This is a genomic window from Acinetobacter sp. CFCC 11171, assembly GCF_003268405.1.
Taxonomy (GTDB): Bacteria; Pseudomonadota; Gammaproteobacteria; order Pseudomonadales; family Moraxellaceae; genus Acinetobacter; species Acinetobacter amyesii.
Genome location: NZ_LQXP01000003.1, coordinates 121,769 through 143,254 on the forward strand (window position 1 = coordinate 121,769; position 21,486 = coordinate 143,254).

Below are 21,486 nucleotides of genomic sequence, written 5' to 3' on the forward strand. Positions count from 1 at the left end.
GTCTGCTCCTCTTAGACATTCAGCTTACTTTACAAGTTTACGTAAATCTTGGCTTAAATCTAAATATTTATCCGCTTCAAACGCCGCATTCTTGCTAATCAATTTTTTCAAATGACGCATCTCTTTCGCAGCATTCACAGTGATACCACCCACGATTACACCGTCAGTAACACCAAACAAAACAAATGATGATTCTGCAGCTAATTCAGGATTTACTTCGCCACGTGCAATCCATTCGCTTGCAGCCATATCACCCACAAATTGATAGTTGATATTCAATTGATCTGTCCAGAACCACGCTGGGTTTGGGGTTGGATGTTCAACATCCATTACATGACGAGCAAAGATACCTGCTTGCAAGTTCGCATTTTCCCAAGTTTCGACACGACGGTGGTTACCACAGTCACGAAGCTGAGTCGCAACGTCACCCGCTGCATAAATATCTGGATGCGAAGTTTGGCAGTTATCATTCACTTTAATGGCAAAATCAACGTCTAAACCTGCATCAACCGCAAGTTGAGCATTTGGCACAATGCCAATACCATAGATCACTGCATCGGCACGAAGTTCTTCACCGCCTTCAAGCGTGATCACCACTTCTTCACCATCAAGCTTACAGTCAGCAATAGAAGTCGAAAGACGAACATCTACACCTGCAAGACGTTGTTGAGCCAATAAGAATTCGCTCAATACGCGTGGAGATGAACGCCCCATCACCATTGGACCCATTTCAATCACGGTCACGATACAGTCTTTAGAACGTGCTGAAGAAGCAAGCTCAAGACCAATCACACCACCGCCGATCAATACAATACGGCGACCCGCTTGTAATACAGGCACCAATGCTTGTGAATCTTCAAGGTTACGTAAGGTATAAACGTGTTTACCCAAAGCATCGAAATTCGGTAAACGGCGTGCTGCACCACCGGTTGCTAGAAGCAACTTGTCAAATGCAACAATTTCGCCATTTTTCAGTTCAACTGTTTTTGCATCGCTATGGATTTTCACAGCGCCATTGCCACGAATATGTTCAACACCGAGTTCTGCCAATTTTTCTTCTGACAGAATTTCGATTTTGGTCTCTTCAGGTTTTAGAATTACGTCTTTAGACAAAGGCGGACGTTCATAAGGAAGATGTGTTTCATCACCCACCAAAATGATTTTGCCTTCATACTTGTTCGCACGGAGTTCTAAAATGGCGCTAGCACCAGCTTGACCAGCTCCAACAATAACGATGGTTTCGATACCATTTTGGCTCATGGGTTTGTTCCTTATTTCAATTCTGCAGATACGATGCCGAAGCCCGCAATCCACTCACTAATATCTTCGTAGCAATGTGTAGTCATGTCGTATTCGCCCACTTCATGTAGTGCAGCAAAAGCAGCCATCCAAGAACGAACTTCTTGACCGCCACGACCGCCTTCAACACGAATTTCAGCTTCAGTCATCGCTTCAATGGCAGCAAAGTCAGCTTTGGCAAACGTCTCAAGCAATGCGCGATCCCATTCAGGGTTTAAAGGCACTGCGACAGAAGTATCACCCGCTGCGAGCTTTTGACCGACAGCAATGATTTTGCCTTGACGTATATTACGTGCCTCTTCAGTTGGGTTACGACCTGCAATCAGGAACTCTTCCACTTCTGGTGGAACTGAACCCATTTGCGGCGTTGGTGGATCATGAGACAAACCACCTGTACCCAAAACAAGTACACGTTCATTCTCTAAGTTCAATGATTTAATGAACTGACCGACTGCACGACCCAAAGCGACTGTACGCTTGGTTGTTGGCATCGGTGCAGCTGCACCATTGATAAAAATTGGAATCGTTGGATAACGATCGAGTTGACCACCACAAAGGAAATGTAATGGTTGAGTCACACCGTGGTCTGCCTGCATACGATAAGAGTATGCAACATCGACACCTTCATCCAATACGCGACGAACCAGACTGATTGCTGTTTCTTCAGGCACATTGATGTGGTCATTGTCTTTACCATAATCCCAATCACCTGCTGCTTTGGCACGAATACCGACGCAGAAAGATGGCATGAGGTCATAGAAGAAACCATTGAAATGGTCTGGACCAAAAGTAATGATCAATGTTGGATTATAGTCTTCAACTTCTTTAGCAAGTTTGGCAAAAGTTTCGCGAACTTTTTCCTCTTTGTATTTCTCTTGCGGAGAAGCGAATTCCATTAGGGGACTGTGCGATGCACAAATAAGTTTAACGGCCATGGGTGACTCCTAAACGGAAGGCAGCCAAGACGGCTGCCGAGTAAGTCCTTTACGTATTTGGCGAATTAAATCTCGTCAAAGAAGCCAGCACGTGGTTGACGTAAACCACGGATACCCAGACCACATTCAGCATTAATTAAAACACCAGTTAATGGGCGGTTGTTTTGACGAGAAGCCAATAACACGTATGAACCAGTCATATCTTCAGGTTCGGGTAAGAAATTGAGCGGCATGCCGCGTGCAATCTTCTCAGGATCACGTGCATCGAGTAGACCGAGGTTTTCTTGGCCTAAAGAAGCAGCACCTTTGATGTTTACATTCATACCCGACGGAGCAACAGCGTTCACTCGTACTTTAGGCGCAAGCTCATAGGCTAATTCTTTCATAATCCCAACGCCAGCATGCTTAGACGCTGTGTATACAGGGCCTCCGCCTGCCGAATACAATGCTGAGTTAGACAAAGTAAATATGATAGAACCTTCCGAAGCTATCAATGCATCAAGTGCAGCTTTGGCACCTAAGATGAGAGATTTGGTGTTAATACCCATAATCTCATCAAAAGCTTTCTCCAGCTGTTCACCCGATGTATTGACGATATCTGCGTAATGATCCCAGATACCTGCGTTTCCGACGAAACAGTCAAGTTTGCCATAATGTTCTACAGTTGCTTGAACTGCACGAACATTATCCTCATAGCTGGCTACATCTCCTGCGATCGCAAGCACGCGGTCACCAAAATGTTCTTTCAATGCATCAACTTTCGATTGAGAACGTTGAAGAACAGCAACTTGTGCACCTTCTTCTAAGAAACGTTCAACCAATGCCCAGCCTAAGCCTGAACCACCACCGGTAATAAGTGCAACTTCGCCTTGTAGCCAACCCATGATTACTCTCCTGCCATCTCTACGTATAAAGCACCATCTTCAACAATCACAGGGAATGTCTTGATAGGATCTGTTGCTGGTAAGCATAATGCTTGACCAGTTTTCAAACAGAATCGAGCCGAATGAAGTGGACATTCAACAGTGCCATCATCTTCAAGGTAACCTTCAGACATTGAAGCATTACCATGTGAACAACGGTCGTTCATCGCGAAAAATTCGCCATTGTTGTTGAATACTGCAAGCGCATCGATACCGTTAACGCCGCAATCTACTTTCAATGCTTCGCCTTCGTCTAATTCGTCAACTTGGCAAACAAAAATCTTATTCATTAGAAGAACACGCTCAGGTTATGTGAGTTGTAAGTCACCTGATCAAGGGTAATCTTACGGTTGAAGATTTCGAAACCTTGCTCAGTGTCGACTTTGCGGATCTTGTCGTGACGCTTACCACAGTAGATTGTTACATCTTTCTCTTTCTGGGTACGGTACAACAAGTACGTTACGTAAACGTCGTATTCGCCTTCAACTTCAGTCGCTTCAACAATCACATTTGAAACCATGTGTGTTGTACGTGAAGGAGGTTCTTCAGCCCAAGCCATACCTGTCTCTAAACGAGCTACACGGCGTTCCAACAAATCTTTAGTATCGTTAAATACCCAAGTTGTTGGCGGCTCAATCGAACGACGACGGTCACGTGTTTGCGCGTTTGGTGTTGTGCGTAACGTATAAGAAATATCTTCAGCTAATACAGCTAACCAATCGCGGAACTTCCAATCGTCCAGCAATTTTGCTTCACGATAAAGAAACTGACTAATTTGGTGATGGAGTTCTAAACTAATTTGACTCATTTCATAAGCTCCTTCTCATATTCGTCAGCCGCAGCTTCAACGTCTTCCCATTTTTCATGAATCAATAAATCTGCCCAACGGCGGTACATACCACGTGCTGCAGTTTCAGAGAAAATATAGTTAGTGATACCCGGGATACCATCTTCACGTACTTTCTCGTTACCTTTACCCATTTCCATAATGAGTTTGTTTTGACGCGCTTTGTAACCACGTAAAACTTTTTGGATTTCGATCCAGTTTTCAGAGTCATCTTGCTCTAGGAAACCAGCAGGACCGAAGGCACGAGTTGCAGAACGTTCAAATGCTGCTTGTACATCTTCTGGCGCGTCCGCATCACAGATACAGAATGCCCAAACTTCAGTTTTGTTTGGACCACGTGGGTGCCATACACGAAGAGTCGCAGTACCGTTCAACCAAGACAATGTAGGGAACATGGTGTTGTGACCCGCTAAACGAAGCGCACGAGTTTCACCTAGGCGTTCTTTCACTTCTTCGTAAGTTTCACGGAAGTAGTTCGCTACTTCACCGTCAACCCATACGTTTGCATCTGGTTTCTCTGTGAAGAAGAAGCCTGAACCATGACCACGTGAACCGTATTGGATCGCGTCTTTCGCAGTTTCCCAAACTGGACGAGCAGTTTGTGCAGCACCTAATTTCTTAGAAGATTCGTCGTCTGGTTTTGCACCAAGTACCTGAATTGCAGATGCGTGAGAGAACAACGCGTGGTATTGGTCAGATGCGAACTGTTCGGCTGCAAATTTCCAGTTACAGTCGATTTCCCATTTGTGTACACCACCCACGATCACAGTACCGCCTTCGCGACGATCGACAACACCGTCCAGGTACCAAGCGATATCGCCCATGTATTCTTCTAGATCTGGCGTAGTTTCATCCCAGCATCCGAAGATCAGGCCTTTGTATGATTTAACGCGGTTAACTTCTACCAGACCCCATTGCTCTTTACATGCACCATGTGGGTAAGCACGATCTTCAAGCGGGATATCTTTTAGAGAACCGTCAATACCGTATGACCAGCCGTGGTATGGGCAAGTGAACGCACGTGTATTACCACAGTCCGCGAAGCTCACACGCATAGAGCGGTGACGACATTGGTTTAAGAATGCTTTGATTGAGCCATCTTTTTGACGTGCTACGATGATTGGATCTTCACCCATATAGGTATTGAAGAAATCGCCGGCTTTAGGAATTTGGCTCTCATGGCATAGGAATAACCATGTACGACCGAACACACGTTCTAATTCAAGTTCGTAAATGTCTGGATCGGTATAGATAGATGGCGTGATACGTCCATTTTGTGCATCGACTAAAGCATCGATTTCGCGCACATCAATTTTTCCACTCATGAAAAGCTCTCCTGTGACCATAAGGCACAAAGTAATAGACTCAACTTTTCAACGATGATGGATTTTAGAGCGATATTCGGGAAATATTTATTTTGTTTTAATTAAGAGATTTTATGGATTATTACGGTAGATTTTTTTTATAGTATTTTTTTTAAATTACCGAGAACACCATTTATTTCGTGAATGGCAAAATAATCCTCACGCAATAGTTGTTTATAGATTATACTGAACGAACTTCTAAGTAAGACATTTTTTGGATTACTCCACGGGTTGATTATATGGAATTACGACACTTACGCTACTTCATTACTGTTGCTGAAGAACTCAATTTCAGTAAAGCTGCGTTAAAACTTTATACTGCTCAACCTTCTTTAAGCCAACAAATTAAAGATCTTGAAGAAGATGTCGGCGTAAAATTGTTGCACCGGACTAAACGCAAAGTTGAGCTCACAGAAGAAGGTGCCGTATTTCTAGAACAAGCACGTTTGACACTAGCTCAAGCAGACAAGGCCGTAGCGATGGCACGTCAGGTTTCACAAGCCAAACAACAGATGCTACGGATTGGTTTTGTGCCTGTCGCAGAGATGAAAATCTTCCCATACGTCTTGCCAAATCTGCGTGTTCAAAACCCAGAACTCAAAATTGAATTACTTAGTTTAAATAATCGCGATCAGATGAAATTGCTGCAAAAAGGTGAACTAGATATCACTTTTACTCGCAATAACTTTCATAGCGACGAAATTGAAAGTCAGTTTGTACTACGTGAACCATTGATCTTTATTTTACCCAAAGATCACCCTTTAGCGAAGTACGAACGTATTCCAGTTAAAGCATTGAATGGTATTGATTTTATCATTCCTGCACGCGAACAATCAGGCACATTGCATGAAGCCATTTTAGACTTTGCTTCTAACCATGGCGTTCAATTTAATATCGTGCAAAAAGCCGACAATATCCTGTTTAACATTAACTCCATCGGCATGGGTTTAGGCTGCACGATCCTACCGGGATACATCGCGCCATTGACCATGAACAATACTGTCATTCGTCCTTTAGATGTCGAATTACCGTATCTAGACCTGTACGTAAGTTACCGAAAAACGGCGAGTTCTGTGGCTGTAGATAAATTCCTTGAACTGCTAACCAAAGTTTTTTATCTCGATATCAATCGCGAACAGCGTTAATTTTCGCCAAGTCATAATTTATAGATATAGCACCATTATTTTTGAAATAAATAATGGTGCTTTTTTTATGGCTAAAAAGTCGCTTTTTTAATCGTTTAAATGTTTTAATCGACGCATTTTATCTATCATGCATATCGACTTGATGGAAAATAACTTATAAATTTTAGTTTAGACATTGATAAAAATTGCTAAGAATAGCCGATTTACAACTTAAGTCTAATAAATAATTCTCCTTCCCCAACCATTTAGATGAGCTTATTTTATGCCTTTTTACTGATTTAGACCGTACACTGTCGACCTACTAATGAGAATAATACTCATTTAAAGTATTTCTTTCAAAAGATTTATATAAAAAAAAGGATGGCAAAACCATCCTTTTTTTGAATTTCATGTCAGTGACAAGAAATTACACACCACGCGCTTTTAAATAATCTTTAATCACGGTGTTGAATTCTTCTGCTTTTTCAACTTGAGACCAGTGGCCACATTGGCTGAAAATATGCGCATCAGCATGAGGAACGGTATTCAAAATATCCCACGTACGAGATACAGGAATCACCACGTCTTGTACACCGTGAATCAACAATACTGGCACAGTAATGTCTTTCATTTTTTCGAAGTCGAGTGGGAATTCGAAACGGTCACGGTCGCGTGCGCCAACAACATCCATCAAACGATTTGATGCATAGTCATTTGCAGCAGAAGCGAAACGTACTTTTACTAATTCATCAGTAATCAAGTCTTTGTTTACAACAAACATAGACAAGGTTTTCTTGATGCCTTCTTCTGTTAATACAGGGTTTGCATGTGCTTTAAGTGCTGCAGTTTGTTTAGCACCGCCTGTACCCATAGAAACGATACCCAATACACGTTCTGGATAGTCCAAAGCCATTTGGAATGCTAACCAGCCACCGAGTGAGTTACCCACTAACCAAGTTTTTTCAATACCGAGGGCATCTAGTGTACGTACAGCGTGATCAACCCAAGCACGGATACCATAAGCAGTATTCGGTGCAACAACAGTTTGACCATAGCCAATCGTATCGATAGCGATACAACGTGCTTGTTCACCAATTTGTGGAAGGTTTAACCACCAGTTTGCAGCAGCAGATACACCTGTACCTGAACCGTGTAAAAATAGAATTGGTGTGCCTTCACCCACTTCGTGGTAATGCGTTAATTCGCCTTCAGCAGTTTCAATCCATTTATCTTCTAAACCAAAGAATGAATCAGTTGTATAGTCAGGAATCTGAACAGTGCTCATACATGCTCCTCGTATTGCGTAGAGCTTATGTTTCAATCCATAACGGATTTAAACACAAGGGGGACTCTTTTGGATTTTGTGGTTTTTACAGTCTCATATTACCTGTTCAGCCACTGCTAACTGATACATATTTACGATCATAAACAACAAATAGACTATAATTTAAGTTATTGTTTTTTAAATATATAACTCAAAAAATATATCCATAAAATCTTTGAGGTATTTCTTTTTTAAATAACCCAGCAAATAAAAAGGGAAGCAATGAATCCACTTCCCTCTTTTTTATCCTGAGAAATTAGAACTTATAGGTATAAGTTGTCGCGACACGGTACTCTTGCAAGTCAGATTTGTAATCGAAATCGGCATCGATATACATTGCCTGGAAGCCTAAGCCCTTCAACTTACCTTCAGGCACGGTGTAGTTCACAATTAAGTTCAATTCATCTGACTTCTGATCTTTAAGACCAGCAATTTCTGCATCTGAACCTGTGAAATACACAGCAGTTGTATTTAAGCCTTTCACACCCATTTCTGAGAAATCATAGCCATAAGTAAAGCCCCATGATTTTTCATTTTTTGCAGTAAATGTTGCTATACCCCAGTTGACTAAGTACGGCTGCGGCACCCATCCACCCAGTGTTGGGAATGCATTATCACCAAACATTTGTTGATAACCCAAACCAAAGGTATGCGAACCGTAATTCACTTTCGCACCAACCGATAACGCTTGGTTATCAATTTCGCCATACAGTTTGTCACCCGAATCTGAGTTGTCAAAATAACGGATATGGCTATCCAGTTTGGCTTTTTCACCTAACTTAGTTTTATAGTTCGCGCCGACATATTGCTGTGTGTAAATGTCTTGAACATCGGCATACCAATAGCTACCACCAATTTCAGGTGTAAATTGATGGTCAATACCCGCAATATACATACCATCAGAAGTTGGCCCAAGATCATAATGACCTATGGTGTCATCTGGTAATCTTTTACCTGGAGCGAACATTGATAAATCACGGAATTGGTTGTCATAACGGTTATTAATCCCATCAATGTAAGCCAAAGTTAACTTGGTATCTTTAATCTCTTTCGATTCTAACCATGCACCGCTATAAGTCGTCATTAACTGACGAGATGGATCGAAAACCAACACTGGAGAAACCGGTAATAACTCACCGACTTTCAACTCAGTTTCAGATACTTTAGCTTTCAGGGTCACGCCCACTTTACCAAAGTTATCTTTTGATTCTTTACCGTCGTGCGGCAAGATCCAGTCTGGGTTTTTATCACGTGCATTAAGTTTAAATGCATGTTGAACCAAAAGGTCAGCACCCACTTGAATACCTGCACCAATATCTTGATACCCTGACTTGGCATCCAAAGTCACACCCTGTGACCATGAACCCCAGTTACCCGCCGGATTTTCTTTAATTTGACGGTCTAAGTAGAAGTTTTTAAATTTCAATTGTACTTGGCTGTCGTCAACAAAGTCCGCATAAGTTGCAGATGTTCCTAATGTTGCTGTCGCAGCAAGAATTGCTATCCATAAATTTTGACGACGCATGGCTTATTCCCAGTGATCAAATTAAGCTATGACATCATCATGCTCAACAATACCTTGGAAAAAAATCCGACTACAGTATTAAGGTTTATCAGGCTTTTGTACGATTTGAACTTTGGATGCGATTTCTAGTTATTTTCCTTAGAGATTAAAACAATAACTCTTTTTTATTATTTAGAACGACTGATTAAATTAACCCCATGTTTTATTAACGTAAAATAGAAAGTTTTTTATTTTTCGCAATTACATACGCTGTATTAATTGCTTTTAAGTTTAATCAAAGTTTTCTACTGAGATTTATCCTTATTTAAGTTATAAAATTTAGCTATCACATAATATTTAATTTATATAATCATCAACAGCTTAAAGTTAAATTTCACTATTATGACTGCTCGGAATCAGCCATTTGTTCGCAAGACTTTTCTTATTTCAATCCGCTTTCCATGCCTCAAATCAATCTCAACGTAATCTCAAGCCCATCTCAAACCAACACAGCCACTTCAGACATAAAAAAAGCGCCCATTTCGGGCGCTTTTTGATTTAAAGCAAATTAAGCATTGGCTTCTTTTGCTTTAGACATGGTCAATGCCAAATCTTCGATCATATCTTCTTGACCACCAACAGTACCACGACGACCAAGCTCAAGAAGAATTTCACGCGCAGAAACGCCATATTTCGCTTCAGCACGTTTCGCGAATAACAAGAATGATGAGTAAACACCGGCATAACCTAAAGTTGCTGCATCACGGTCAGCACGGATCTGATGTGTCATCATTGGAATGATTAAATCTTCCGCAACATCTTGAACTTTAAACAAGTCCACACCTGTCTCCATCTGCATACGGTTGGCAACCGCAACAAACAATTCAAGTGGAGTATTACCTGCACCTGCACCTAAACCTGCAGAAGCTAAATCGACACGCGTTGCACCAGCTTGAACCGCTGAAACAGAGTTCGCAACACCCATACCTAAGTTATGGTGACCGTGGAAACCGATTTCGATCTCTGAAGCCAGGTTGGCACGTAAAATACCCACGCGGTCAGTCACGTCTTGAGGCAACATATAACCAGCAGAGTCAGTCACATAAATACAGTTTGCACCGTATGACACCATTTTGCTGGCTTCTTCCAAAAGTTTTTCAGGAGTTGCCATGTGCGCCATCATCAAGAAGCCCACAGTGTCCATGCCAAGTTTACGTGCAGCAGTAATGTGCTGTTCAGAAACGTCAGCTTCAGTTGAGTGCGTTGCAACACGAATGGTTGCTACACCAACATCATGTGCCATTTTCAAATGGTCAACCGTACCAATACCAGGAAGTAAAAGTGCAGATACTTTCGCCTGTTTCAGGTTTGGAATCACCGCTTTTAGGTATTCTTCATCGGTTGCTGCTGCAAAACCATAGTTCACAGAGTTACCGCCTAAGCCGTCACCATGCGTAACTTCGATTAAAGGTACACCTGCATCATCCAAAGCAGTTGCAATGGCAACCATTTGTTCAGGTGTAGTTTGATGGCGCATAGGATGCATACCATCACGTAAAGTCATATCATTAATAATAATCTTAGACATTTTGGTATTCCTTAAGCTTCAGCAGTGTTTAATACGCGTTCTGCAAACATTTCTGCAGTACGTGCAGCTGCCGCAGTCATAATGTCGAGGTTACCTGCATATTTAGGAAGATAATCACCTAAACCTTCAACTTCTAAGAAGATTGAAACACGGTTACCGTCAAATACAGGACCATTTACAAGTTTGTAACCTGGTACATATTTTTGAACTTCAAGAATCATCGCATGTACAGATTCAGTGATTGCTGCTTGATCTGGTTCACCTTCAACAAGACAGTGAACAGTATCACGCATCATCAGTGGTGGCTCAGCAGGGTTAATGATGATGATCGCTTTACCTTGTTTCGCACCGCCCACTTTTTCAATAGCGCCAGCAGTCGTACGAGTAAATTCATCAATGTTTTTACGTGTACCTGGACCCACAGATTTTGTTGAAACTGTTGCAATGATTTCGCCGTATTCAACAGGCTGAACTCGTGAAATCGCAGCAACCATAGGAATCGTTGCCTGACCACCACATGTCACCATGTTGACGTTCGGAACTTCACCTGCGTCCAATAACGCTTCTAAGTTTACTGGTGGTACGCAGAATGGACCGATTGCAGCAGGTGTTAAGTCAATCATTAACACGCCAAGTTCATTTAATTTGCGGCTGTTTTCAGCATGAACATAGGCAGAAGTTGCATCAAATGCGATTTTAATGTCGTCTTCAATTACGTGTGCAAGTAAACCATCTACGCCTTCAGCAGTGGTTTTTAAACCCATTTTAGCAGCGCGAGCCAAACCTTCAGACGTCGGGTCAATACCAACCATCCATACTGGTTCTAAAAATTCGCTGCGTTGAAGTTTGTAAAGCAAGTCAGTACCAATGTTCCCTGGACCGATCAATGCACATTTAATCTTTTTCATGAATGTGTACTCTTAAAAATTCCGTAAAACCCAAGCTTATTTCGCTGCAAATGCTGCAGTCACAGAACCAAAGCCTTCAATTTCAACTTTGAATTCATCACCAGGATTTGCCACAACCATTGGGCCTAAGGCACCGGTCAATACGATGTCACCTGCAAGCAATGGACGACCACGACGAACCATTTCGTCAGCCAACCACACTGCTGCATTTAATGGGTTAGAAAGACACGCTTTACCCACACCTTGTGAAACCACTTCTTCACCACGAGTCATGACCATTTTGCAATTTACAAGGTCAAGATCTGCAAGTTTTACAGGCTTAGAACCCAGCACAAAACCTGCTGAAGATGCGTTATCTGCCACAGTATCAATCAACGAGATTTTCCAGTTTTCGATACGGCTATCGACCACTTCAATTGCAGGCAGTGCATATTCTGTTGCACTAATAATGTCTGCATAGGTGTGTTTTTCTTTGGTCAAATCTTGGTTAATCACCAAAGCAATTTCTGCTTCAACTTTTGGCTGAATCAATAAACCAGCAGGGATTTCTTCACCATCGCCATACGCCATGTCAGCAAACAACATACCGAAGTCAGGTTGATCAACGCCTAACTGCGCTTGTACAACTTTTGAAGTTAAGCCAATTTTACGACCTACAAGGCGACGACCTTCTGCCACCGCACGTTTGGTATTCACTTCTTGAACGGCATAAGCAATATCTACATCAGCACTTTCACCACCAAGTTGTGGACGGATCGGTGCAATCGCAGCCTGATTTACTTCCGCATCGCGTAATGCTTGCGCAACTGATTCAACAACAGCAGAATTCGACATCAATGTTTCCTTAAACTGCAAAAATTGGATGCACAACGTGTTTCATCCCGATCACCATCAAAATCAAAGTGATGAAATTCATGTCAGGATTCGCCTAAAGCATTTCACTTGACATACTACACGTTATGTTTAGATGCATTTAGCATCGAGATTTTAGAAAGTGAATACCAATACTTATTTTATTTATGACTATAGCTATTAGCTATAAATTAATCATTATTTATTATTAATATTCAAAAACTTAAGTCAAAATAATTAAATAAAATTCACTATTTTTTTCGCCCTTAAATCTGAATCTCTACTAAAAAACTTGGCTTATACGACTAAAAGATAAGATTAAAAGATTATTTTAGCGTCAGGCCAGCTTTTACACATAGGTGTTCAATTTCATCTGATTTAGTTTAACAAATTGAAAATTTAAAAATAAATCAATAAACAACAATAAGATAAAACCAAAAATTCAAACAAAAAATCTATTCCAGCTTGTGGTAAAAGGCCAAATAGTTGCGCTCAACTTTTTAAGGTAAATTTGCTAGAAGACTGCTTGTTATTGTAGAAAAATCTAGTGTTATTACTTTTTTAAATAATTGAATTTACTCATTTCATCAAGTAGAGCTTACGTTACTATTCATTTGGTAACAAAAAAGGTGAAAACAAATTTCACCCTTTTTACTCGTTTGTATCTAAAACTATACAGCTAGACGTAATTTCACGTGTTCTAGTAGAAATTCAGTCAAATCACCTACGCTATGTGCAATATGTAAGGGTTGAAAACACTGGAGTGTTTCTACAGTATGCACTCCATAGCTCACGCCTACACGTGGCATCTGAATATTGAGGGCCATTTCTAAATCATACGACGTATCACCAACCATAATGGCTTGATCGGCACGTAGTCCTGTTTCCGCCAAAATTTCTGCCAACATCAACGGATCTGGCTTAGATTTGGTTTCACTGGCTGCACGTGTCGCACGAAACAACTCATGACTTTGCGTTTGAGCCAAGACACGGTCTAGACCTTTACGACTTTTTCCTGTTGCAACAGCCAATTGTAGACCGGCATCGCGTAATTCCTGCAACATATCCGCGACACCATCAAACCACATATCCCCTTTGGAATGGGCCACATAGTGATCGGCATAACTTTGCAAAATGTCGCTGTGCAATTCAGGAACCGTCGGAAATAACCGCTGTGCGACTTCCGGCAGACCTAAACCAATAATACTTTTCGCATCAGCATCGGTCAGCGGCTGTGAATATTGATCTGCTGCAAATTTTAAACTCGCTACAATTTGACCCACAGAATCAAATAAAGTGCCATCCCAATCGAAAATGACTAGTTTTACAGCTGAGTTCATACGTTTTCCTAGATTTGATTCAGTGTTTGGTAATTCAGATTCTGGAGTGCATCAATTTATTTACCTCACCCCGGCCCTCTCCTTAAAGGAGAGGGAGAAAGAAAACTTACGAAGCAGTCCTGCTCAGGGAGAGAAGTCTCGTATTTAAAACTTACTCGTCATCTTCTGAAGACTTCACCACTTTGTCGGCTTTTTGCGCGCGTAGCTGCGCCACAAGGCTTTGCATATCTTCTGGCAATGGCGCTTCAATGGTTTGGTAACCCGGAATTTCTAAACGCATAGCATGCAGACATAAACGACGTGGCTTTGGACCACGGTATTCAGTTTCATGACCGTATTTTTCATCGCCCACCAATGGATGACCAATACTTAAACCATGTACACGGATCTGATGTGTACGGCCCGAAAGTGGAGACGCATACACCAATGTGGCATGCATAAAACGTTCTTTCACGTTCCACAGCGTCTTCGACTCTTTACCTTCTTTAGGTGATACACGAACACGACGCTCGCCATTTGCCAGTTCGTAACGATGCAAAGGCTGATCAATGAGCTGCTTATCCAAACTCACCACGCCTTTCACCACAGCAGCATAAGTTTTTTGGATTTTGTGCTCACGTAACATGTCTTGCAAGGTTTTCAGCACACTACGTTTCTTGGAAATCATCACCAAGCCCGAGGTATCACGGTCAATGCGGTGAATCAGCTCAAGGTATTTCTTCCCTGTTGCGGCACGTAAGCCTTCGATCAAGCCATACGCCACACCACTACCGCCGTGAACAGCAATACCAGAAGGTTTGTTTACCACCATTAAGCCTTCATCTTCGTACACCACACGGCTCAGTAAACTTTGTGCCACTTTGTCCGATACGGGAACCGCAGACTCATCTTTTTGCTCATAACGAATTGGAGCAACTCGAACTTGGTCACCAATATTGAGTTTGGTTTCCGCTTTGACGCGTTTTTTATTGACGCGGACTTGGCTTTCACGAATCAGACGATAAATGCGACTTTTAGGCACACCTTTCAGACGACTAAACAGGAAATTATCAATACGTTGACCCGCCTGATGCTCGTCCACTTCAAACCAGGTGACGCTTTGCCATTCTTGCGTAGAATTCATACAGTTACTGTGACCTAAAAAAATACTAAAATTGATTAAAAATTGATCATTTAAGCTATACTTTTCGCAAGAAACATAAGCTTAGCCCATAGGCAGATGATGCAAGGTTTGATATAGTCAGCGCACGGAAACCACCGTAACTGAGTAAAAGTTGATTCATTTCAGTATTTACTGTCATTGAACTTTCAAGCAATTACTCATTTAGCTCGGAAAGGTCCCAAAAGAATTATGCCGACGCCGAAGGCTTATTATATCGGCAAAACTGCAAACTGTTGCGTTTAATTGTGCCGTAGGTACATAAAACAGTTTGCCCCAAAAAAATATGTGCCAACCAAGGTTGGTTTTTAAACGTAAACTGATACACATCAGACCAGTCGCTCCCTGGAAATCGTGTTCAGGCCACAACGTTTGATGCATTGGATCTGCACAGTTTGTAAAGGTACGATGATAATTCCGTATCAAGACGCTCTATCAGATATGAATGGATGCTCTTCGAGCAATGTGACAGTGAAAGTTACTCACATCCAATGCACCGTTTGTCCGCCAGTGAAACGCGTTCAGGTGACTTTAATCGTTTAAAAGATTGAAGCCGTATTGCCATCATCAATACGTGAATCAAAAACCGTTGCCCACCCAAAGAAGGTCGGTACACATGCACAGATGATGTTTTTCGATCTGTGCAACTTGATCCATGCTATCTGATGCTCGCTACGAGTCAGGCGATGTTCTTCTGTGTATCACTATTAGGTGTTACACCCATGAAACGTATGTTGATTAATGCAACACATGCCGAAGAAATTCGCGTTGCACTTGTCACTGGTCAGCGTCTTTACGATTTTGACTTAGAGAATCGTACCCGTGAACAAAAAAAATCGAATATCTATAAAGGTCATGTGACTCGCGTAGAGCCGTCTTTAGAAGCTGTATTTGTTGAATACGGTGCAGGTCGTCAAGGCTTCTTGTCGATGCGCGAAATTGCTAACTCTTATTACAAAGCAGATCCTCGCCAAACTTCAAACATCCGCGAATTGATCACTGAAGGCACTGAGCTTTTAGTTCAAGTGGAAAAAGAAGAACGTGGTAATAAAGGTGCTGCCCTTTCTACATTTATCTCACTTGCTGGTCGTTATTTGGTCTTAATGCCAAACAACCCGAAAGGTGGCGGTATTAGCCGTCAAATTTCAGGTTCAGTTCGTGAAGAATTGAAAGAAATGTTGGCGTCTTTAAATGTCCCTCGTGGAATGAGCGTAATTGTACGTACTGCAGGTATTGGTCGTTCTCAAGAAGAACTGCAACTTGACCTTCAACACTTGCTTGACCTGTGGGCACAAATCCAAAGTACATCAAGTTCAGGTCCATCACCAATGTTGGTTCACCAAGAAGCCGGTGTGGTTACACGTGCGATCCGTGACTATTTACGTGATGATGTTGCTGAAATTCTGATTGACTCTGAGCAAGCGTATAACGAAGCGTATAACTTTGTTAAAGCAGTGATGCCACGTCAAATCGACAAATTAAAAACCTATACTTTAAATGAACCGTTATTCGCTCATTTTGGTATTGAAAGTCAAATCCAAACTGCCTATGAACGTGAAGTAAAACTTCCTTCTGGTGGTTCAATTGTGATTGACCAAACTGAAGCATTGGTTTCAATTGATATTAACTCTGCAAAATCAACACGTGGTAGCGACGTAGAAGATACAGCGCTCAATACCAACCTTGAAGCTGCAGAAGAAATTGCTCGCCAATTACGTTTACGTGATATCGGTGGTTTAGTTGTGATCGATTTCATCGACATGACCAAAGACCGTAACCAACGTATGGTTGAAGCTAAACTTCGTGAAGCAACACAAAGTGACCGTGCGCGTATCCAATTCGGTCAATTGTCACGCTTTGGTTTGATGGAAATGAGCCGTCAACGCTTACGTCCATCGCTTGAAGAAGCCACTGGTTATGTGTGCCCACGCTGTCATGGCACAGGTATGGTACGTGACCTACGTTCTTTATCACTTTCAATTATGCGTAAAGTGGAAGAAATTGCGCTACGCGAACGTCATGGTGAAGTTCAAGTTGAAGTGCCTGTTGAAATTGCTGCATTCTTATTGAATGAAAAGCGTCACAGCCTTGTATATCTTGAACAAACTTCAAATGTTCGTGTGACTGTACTTCCACACCCTCACCTAGAAACACCACATTACGAAATTTCGTATAACCCTGAAGGTTTTGCACCTACAAGCTATGAACGCACTGAAGCGACACGTTCTAGCGAAAAAGAATTGGGTTACGAAGCATCTGAATGGCATTTAGGTGAAGAACAGGCCGCTGCTGCTCAGCAACAAGCACCTGTACAACAACAAGAAAAAGGCCACAAAAAGAATAAGCAACAACCCGTTGCTGCTCAACAAGCACCTGCACAAGTTGCCGCTCCTGCAGCATCATCTAGTCCATGTGCATGGTTAGAAAACTTATTTGTGCAAAAACAAGCTGCAACCGTTGACCAGTCGCGTACTGCAAACAATGCCGCTGCTGCAATTGAACAAATGGTAAATAGCGGTGCTGCAAGCCGTGGCCAGTTTGGTCAAATTACCCCTGCATCGGCAGCGCCTGTTGTTGTCGTAGACAATAATGCTTACCTTGCGCCTTCTTCTGTTGTGCACAAACAAGAACGTGACAGCCATTCAGAAAAAGCTGACCGTGAAGAAAAACGTCACAACAAAAAGCGTACTAAGCATAAAGAACCACGTGAACAAGAAGCTCAACCGCATCAAGTTCATGAAGAAGTGTTACAACCTTCACGTCAAGATCGTCAAGAGCAGCGCAATAACGAAGCACGTCAAAACGAACGCCAAGAGCAACGTTCTGAACGTCAAGAACCGCGCCAAGACAACCGTCAAGACCAACGTGAAAACCGTCGTAACTCACGCCGTCAACATAACAATGAACAAGTACAGCACGATGTTCAAAACAATGAACAACCGCAGTCTGTTCCACGTCGTGACCGCAACAACCAACAACGTCCAAATCGCCCAAATCGCCACCGCGATCAAAGCGTATTGAACGAGCAAGCGATTGCTCAGGAAGTTGCAACTGAGCAACAACCTGAAAACCGCAATCAACGTCAACCTAAAGTTGAAGTTGTTAATGCACCACGTCAAGACGTGATGCCAACAGCACTTGTAGTAAATGTTGATCAAGCTCAAAGCGAAATCGTAGCGCTAAATACTGCCCCAGCAGTTGAAAAAACTGTAGAAACCCCAGTAGTCCAAAAAGCCGCTGTCGTTGAAGCAGAAAAAGTGGAAAAACCTGCGACTGAAACAAAAGAAGCAGCGCATAAACCACAGCATGCGCAGCAAAAACCGTCTCGTGCAAGCAATGACCCTCGTCAGCGTCGCCGTGAACAGCGTGAAGCTCGTGCTCAACAAGCACAGGCTCCGAAAATTTCGCCATCTCAAGTGCCGACACTAGGTCAATACACTATAAGCAGCTTGATTAAGCATGTATACGGCGAAGACTGCTCAGTACTGATTGAGCAATTTGGCTTAATTCCAACATTCAACCGTGCATTGCAAAAATTCACGGAAGAATATGCCGCAACTTTGACTGCACCTGCAGCTGAAACAGCTGTAGAGAAAAAGCCTGTCACTCGTGATGTTCAAGTTGCAAAAGCTGCACCTGAAGCTGAACCAGCGCCAATGTTGGATTTGACACCACCAAAGCCTGTGTCAGATAAACGTGTTGCTAATGACCCACGTGAGCGTCGTCGCCTTGCTAAACTTGCCGCTGAACAAGCGAAACAAGATCAAGCAAAAGCACATGCTGAGGTGGAAGCTACGCCTGTCGCAGACACTGCTATTGAGGCGCCTGTAGTTGCAGAAGCTAAAGCTGCTACAGTTGAAGCCAATGTATCCGACGTTGCAGGTCAAACTGAAGCACCTGAACACGTTCAAGCTGAAGTACCGACACCCGTTCAAGCTGAACTGGATGTGAGTGCGCAGCCTGAAAAGACGGAAGAAGTATCTGAAGCTCCTACTAAACCAGTAGAAGAAAAAGCTCAAGCCGTTGAAGCGGAAAAGAAAGTTGAGGTTCCTGTAGACGAAAACTCGGCCGCTGAAGGTGAAAAACCTGCACGCCCTCGTCGTCCTCGCGGTCGTCCACCGAAAAAAGCAAACACCGCAACTGAGCAGTAATTTGCTATTTTGCAGGTGAATAAAAAAATCCAGTCATTTCGGTGACTGGTTTTTTTTTGATACTTTTGTCAAATTAGGTTGATTGCACTAGATCGAAACGATTAAAAGACAATTGTAGAATTTGCTGCAAATTTCATTGCAAAGAAATAGACCGTATCGGATTACGAAAAATAAATAGGATTCACATGAGCCAAACTACACAACACGACCTTATTGGGATTGCTGATGTTGCAGCAAAAATTCCCGCGTTCATTAGCAAAGTACCCAACCTGTTGAGTGGTCTAAAGCAAGCCTATTTACGTACCCCAAATACTTCCGCAGGCTTGGGAATTGCATTTGAAAAAGCCGTAAAGCGTAATCCTAAAGGTTATGCGCTTTATTTTGAAGAGCAAAAATATACCTATAACGAACTCAATGAATGGGCCAATCAAATTGGTCACTATTACCTTGCACTCGGTGCAAAAAAAAGGTGATGTGATTGCGGTGATGATCGAAAACCGATCTGAACTCGTGGCAACCATCGTGGCTTTAGCCAAAATTGGCGTCACCAGTGCCTTGGTAAACACCTCACAAGTCGGTAAAGTCCTGACACACAGCATCAACTTAGTAAACCCAATTGCGGTAATTGTGGGCGAAGAATGCCGTCAAGCTGTAGAAGAGATTCGTGGTGATCTCAGTGTAGCTGCAGATCGTTTACATTGGTTCGCAGATCAAGCCACTCGTGTAGATGCTGGTCAAGCACCTAAAGGCTTCTTAAACCTTGCAGAAGCGATTGATAAATTTCCAAAGTTCAACACACCCACCACTGCAAGTGTAAAAGGCAAAGACGGCCTATTTTATATCTACACCTCTGGGACAACAGGCTTACCTAAAGCGGTGATTTTCACCAACAGCCGTTGGACTTTGGCTTATGGAACTTATGGTCACGTTCTCAATCTAAATAAAGATGATGTGATGTACGTAACTTTGCCGCTCTATCACGCTACAGGCACTGTGGTTTGTTGGTGTGGGGTGATTGCAGGTAGCGCCACCCTTGCCCTTCGTCGCAAGTTTTCAACCTCATCGTTTTGGAAAGATGTACAAAAATTTGATGCATCAGCCATTGGCTATGTGGGCGAGCTTTGCCGCTATTTGATGGATGCTCCACATTCAGACCTTGAAAAAGGCCATCGTGTGAAAAAAATGATTGGTAACGGCATGCGACCAAACATTTGGGATAAGTTTAAAGAACGCTTTGGGGTCGAAGAAGTCCTTGAACTCTATGCTTCAAGTGAAGGCAACGTCGGCTTTAGTAATGTGTTTAACTTCGACAATACCGTTGGTTTTTCACCAACGCCTTATGCGATTATTCAGTTTGATAAAGAAAAAAATGAAGCTGTACATGATGCTAAAGGTCGCTGCATTAAAGTCAAAAAAGGTGAAGTCGGCTTACTCATCGGTAAAATTACCCGTCGCTCACCTTTTGATGGCTATACCGACACGGAAAAAAACAAATCCGTTATTATGAAAGATGTATTTAAGCATGGTGATTCATACTTCAACACTGGTGACTTGGTTCGTGACATTGGCTTCCGCCATGCACAATTTGTCGACCGTCTAGGTGATACTTTCCGCTGGAAAGGTGAAAACGTTTCAACCACTGAAGTTGAAAACATGGTGAGTGAGTACGATAAAATTGCTGAAGCTGTGGTTTATGGCGTAGAAATTCCAGATACCAATGGCCGTGCAGGTATGGCTGCCATCACGCTCACCGATGGTGCCGAACTCAACGAACAAGATTGTAGTGAAATGGTTCTGCAATTTAAAAAATGCTTACCAGCTTATGCCGTGCCAGTATTTTTACGTGTACAGAAAAAAGTCGAAACCACAGGCACATTTAAATACCAAAAAAACAAGCTGAAAGAACAAGCTTTTGATCCTAAGCAAACTGATGAACGTTTATTGGTATTGCTGCCAAATGCAACTGCTTACTGTGATTTAACTCCTGAAATTTATGCCAATATTCAGGCATATAAATACCGTTTTTAAGCAAATAGCGCTCATTTTAGCGACAGATATCCGCTAAAATGAGCTACTTTGTTGTATTTATAATCAAACACAAGCAAGTTTATGAATTTTTACTTGCGCTTGAAGCAGATCTTGCTACAATACGCACCATCAAGCGAAAT

At 42.3% G+C, this 21,486-nt stretch carries 15 protein-coding genes and 2 pseudogenes; 3 read left to right on the forward strand and 14 right to left on the reverse strand.

Annotated features, from left to right (window positions below):
• Window positions 1–24: 24 nt before the first annotated feature.
• The 6 genes from hcaD to hcaE form a co-directional block, all read right to left on the reverse strand.
• Window positions 25–1,260 (reverse strand): 3-phenylpropionate/cinnamic acid dioxygenase ferredoxin--NAD(+) reductase subunit, encoded by a 1,236-nt coding sequence (hcaD, locus tag AVJ20_RS03095; RefSeq protein WP_111884101.1) that lies wholly within the window; start codon window positions 1,258–1,260, stop codon window positions 25–27.
• A gap of 11 nt (window positions 1,261–1,271) precedes the next feature.
• Window positions 1,272–2,234: a 3-carboxyethylcatechol 2,3-dioxygenase gene (locus AVJ20_RS03100; protein WP_111884102.1), complete on the reverse strand. Its 963-nt coding sequence runs from the start codon at window positions 2,232–2,234 to the stop codon at window positions 1,272–1,274.
• 65 nt (window positions 2,235–2,299) lie between these two features.
• Window positions 2,300–3,118, reverse strand: coding sequence for a 3-phenylpropionate-dihydrodiol/cinnamic acid-dihydrodiol dehydrogenase (hcaB, locus tag AVJ20_RS03105; protein WP_078192772.1), 819 nt, complete (start codon window positions 3,116–3,118; stop codon window positions 2,300–2,302).
• Between the two features lie 2 nt (window positions 3,119–3,120).
• Entirely contained in the window at window positions 3,121–3,447 is a 327-nt protein-coding gene (hcaC, locus tag AVJ20_RS03110) for a 3-phenylpropionate/cinnamic acid dioxygenase ferredoxin subunit (RefSeq protein ID WP_067763933.1), read from the reverse strand.
• Window positions 3,447–3,965, reverse strand: a complete 519-nt coding sequence (gene hcaF / locus AVJ20_RS03115; RefSeq protein ID WP_067763936.1) for a 3-phenylpropionate/cinnamic acid dioxygenase subunit beta — start codon at window positions 3,963–3,965, stop codon at window positions 3,447–3,449. The genes hcaC and hcaF overlap by 1 nt, the downstream gene beginning before the upstream one ends.
• Window positions 3,962–5,329, reverse strand: coding sequence for a 3-phenylpropionate/cinnamic acid dioxygenase subunit alpha (gene hcaE / locus AVJ20_RS03120; RefSeq protein WP_111884103.1), 1,368 nt, complete (start codon window positions 5,327–5,329; stop codon window positions 3,962–3,964). The genes hcaF and hcaE overlap by 4 nt, the downstream gene beginning before the upstream one ends.
• Window positions 5,330–5,607: 278 nt before the next feature.
• Here hcaE and hcaR point away from each other — a divergent pair, with 278 nt between their 5' ends.
• Entirely contained in the window at window positions 5,608–6,513 is a 906-nt protein-coding gene (gene hcaR / locus AVJ20_RS03125) for a DNA-binding transcriptional regulator HcaR (protein ID WP_078192775.1), read from the forward strand.
• Window positions 6,514–6,919: 406 nt separating this feature from the next.
• Here the strand turns inward: hcaR and AVJ20_RS03130 are convergent, their stop codons facing one another.
• From AVJ20_RS03130 to AVJ20_RS18960, 8 genes and pseudogenes are all read right to left on the reverse strand, one after another.
• Entirely contained in the window at window positions 6,920–7,777 is an 858-nt protein-coding gene (locus tag AVJ20_RS03130) for an alpha/beta fold hydrolase (protein ID WP_078192776.1), read from the reverse strand.
• A 295-nt stretch (window positions 7,778–8,072) separates the two neighbouring features.
• On the reverse strand, window positions 8,073–9,341 hold the full coding sequence (locus tag AVJ20_RS03135) for an OprD family outer membrane porin (RefSeq protein WP_111884104.1): 1,269 nt from the start codon (window positions 9,339–9,341) through the stop codon (window positions 8,073–8,075).
• A 547-nt stretch (window positions 9,342–9,888) separates the two neighbouring features.
• Window positions 9,889–10,908, reverse strand: coding sequence for a 4-hydroxy-2-oxovalerate aldolase (dmpG, locus tag AVJ20_RS03140; protein ID WP_111884105.1), 1,020 nt, complete (start codon window positions 10,906–10,908; stop codon window positions 9,889–9,891).
• A gap of 11 nt (window positions 10,909–10,919) precedes the next feature.
• Entirely contained in the window at window positions 10,920–11,816 is an 897-nt protein-coding gene (locus AVJ20_RS03145) for an acetaldehyde dehydrogenase (acetylating) (protein WP_078192779.1), read from the reverse strand.
• A gap of 36 nt (window positions 11,817–11,852) precedes the next feature.
• On the reverse strand, window positions 11,853–12,650 hold the full coding sequence (gene mhpD, locus AVJ20_RS03150; protein ID WP_078189749.1) for a 2-keto-4-pentenoate hydratase: 798 nt from the start codon (window positions 12,648–12,650) through the stop codon (window positions 11,853–11,855).
• Between the two features lie 689 nt (window positions 12,651–13,339).
• Window positions 13,340–14,008, reverse strand: coding sequence for an HAD-IA family hydrolase (locus AVJ20_RS03155; RefSeq protein ID WP_111884106.1), 669 nt, complete (start codon window positions 14,006–14,008; stop codon window positions 13,340–13,342).
• A 151-nt stretch (window positions 14,009–14,159) separates the two neighbouring features.
• Complete coding sequence (locus AVJ20_RS03160; protein WP_111884107.1) at window positions 14,160–15,131, reverse strand: RluA family pseudouridine synthase; 972 nt, start codon at window positions 15,129–15,131, stop codon at window positions 14,160–14,162.
• Between the two features lie 55 nt (window positions 15,132–15,186).
• Window positions 15,187–15,495 (reverse strand): annotated as a pseudogene (locus tag AVJ20_RS18960) (hypothetical protein).
• 394 nt (window positions 15,496–15,889) lie between these two features.
• Between AVJ20_RS18960 and AVJ20_RS03165 the strand changes: the two are divergent.
• Both AVJ20_RS03165 and AVJ20_RS03170 read left to right on the forward strand, forming a co-directional pair.
• Window positions 15,890–19,318 carry an Rne/Rng family ribonuclease gene (locus AVJ20_RS03165; RefSeq protein WP_111884108.1) on the forward strand — a complete coding sequence of 1,143 codons (3,429 nt, stop codon included), beginning with the start codon at window positions 15,890–15,892 and terminating at the stop codon, window positions 19,316–19,318.
• A gap of 185 nt (window positions 19,319–19,503) precedes the next feature.
• Window positions 19,504–21,346 (forward strand): annotated as a pseudogene (locus AVJ20_RS03170) (long-chain-acyl-CoA synthetase).
• The last annotated feature ends 140 nt before the right edge of the window (window positions 21,347–21,486 follow it).

Bases quoted from the DNA above. Each gene is read 5' to 3' on its own strand.
- hcaD (WP_111884101.1), bottom strand. From the start codon at position 1,260: ATGAGCCAAAATGGTATCGAAACCATCGTTATTGTTGGAGCTGGTCAA.
- AVJ20_RS03100 (WP_111884102.1), bottom strand. From the start codon at position 2,234: ATGGCCGTTAAACTTATTTGTGCATCGCACAGTCCCCTAATGGAATTC.
- hcaB (WP_078192772.1), bottom strand. From the start codon at position 3,118: ATGGGTTGGCTACAAGGCGAAGTTGCACTTATTACCGGTGGTGGTTCA.
- hcaC (WP_067763933.1), bottom strand. From the start codon at position 3,447: ATGAATAAGATTTTTGTTTGCCAAGTTGACGAATTAGACGAAGGCGAA.
- hcaF (WP_067763936.1), bottom strand. From the start codon at position 3,965: ATGAGTCAAATTAGTTTAGAACTCCATCACCAAATTAGTCAGTTTCTT.
- hcaE (WP_111884103.1), bottom strand. From the start codon at position 5,329: ATGAGTGGAAAAATTGATGTGCGCGAAATCGATGCTTTAGTCGATGCA.
- hcaR (WP_078192775.1), top strand. From the start codon at position 5,608: ATGGAATTACGACACTTACGCTACTTCATTACTGTTGCTGAAGAACTC.
- AVJ20_RS03130 (WP_078192776.1), bottom strand. From the start codon at position 7,777: ATGAGCACTGTTCAGATTCCTGACTATACAACTGATTCATTCTTTGGT.
- AVJ20_RS03135 (WP_111884104.1), bottom strand. From the start codon at position 9,341: ATGCGTCGTCAAAATTTATGGATAGCAATTCTTGCTGCGACAGCAACA.
- dmpG (WP_111884105.1), bottom strand. From the start codon at position 10,908: ATGTCTAAGATTATTATTAATGATATGACTTTACGTGATGGTATGCAT.
- AVJ20_RS03145 (WP_078192779.1), bottom strand. From the start codon at position 11,816: ATGAAAAAGATTAAATGTGCATTGATCGGTCCAGGGAACATTGGTACT.
- mhpD (WP_078189749.1), bottom strand. From the start codon at position 12,650: ATGTCGAATTCTGCTGTTGTTGAATCAGTTGCGCAAGCATTACGCGAT.
- AVJ20_RS03155 (WP_111884106.1), bottom strand. From the start codon at position 14,008: ATGAACTCAGCTGTAAAACTAGTCATTTTCGATTGGGATGGCACTTTA.
- AVJ20_RS03160 (WP_111884107.1), bottom strand. From the start codon at position 15,131: ATGAATTCTACGCAAGAATGGCAAAGCGTCACCTGGTTTGAAGTGGAC.
- AVJ20_RS03165 (WP_111884108.1), top strand. From the start codon at position 15,890: ATGAAACGTATGTTGATTAATGCAACACATGCCGAAGAAATTCGCGTT.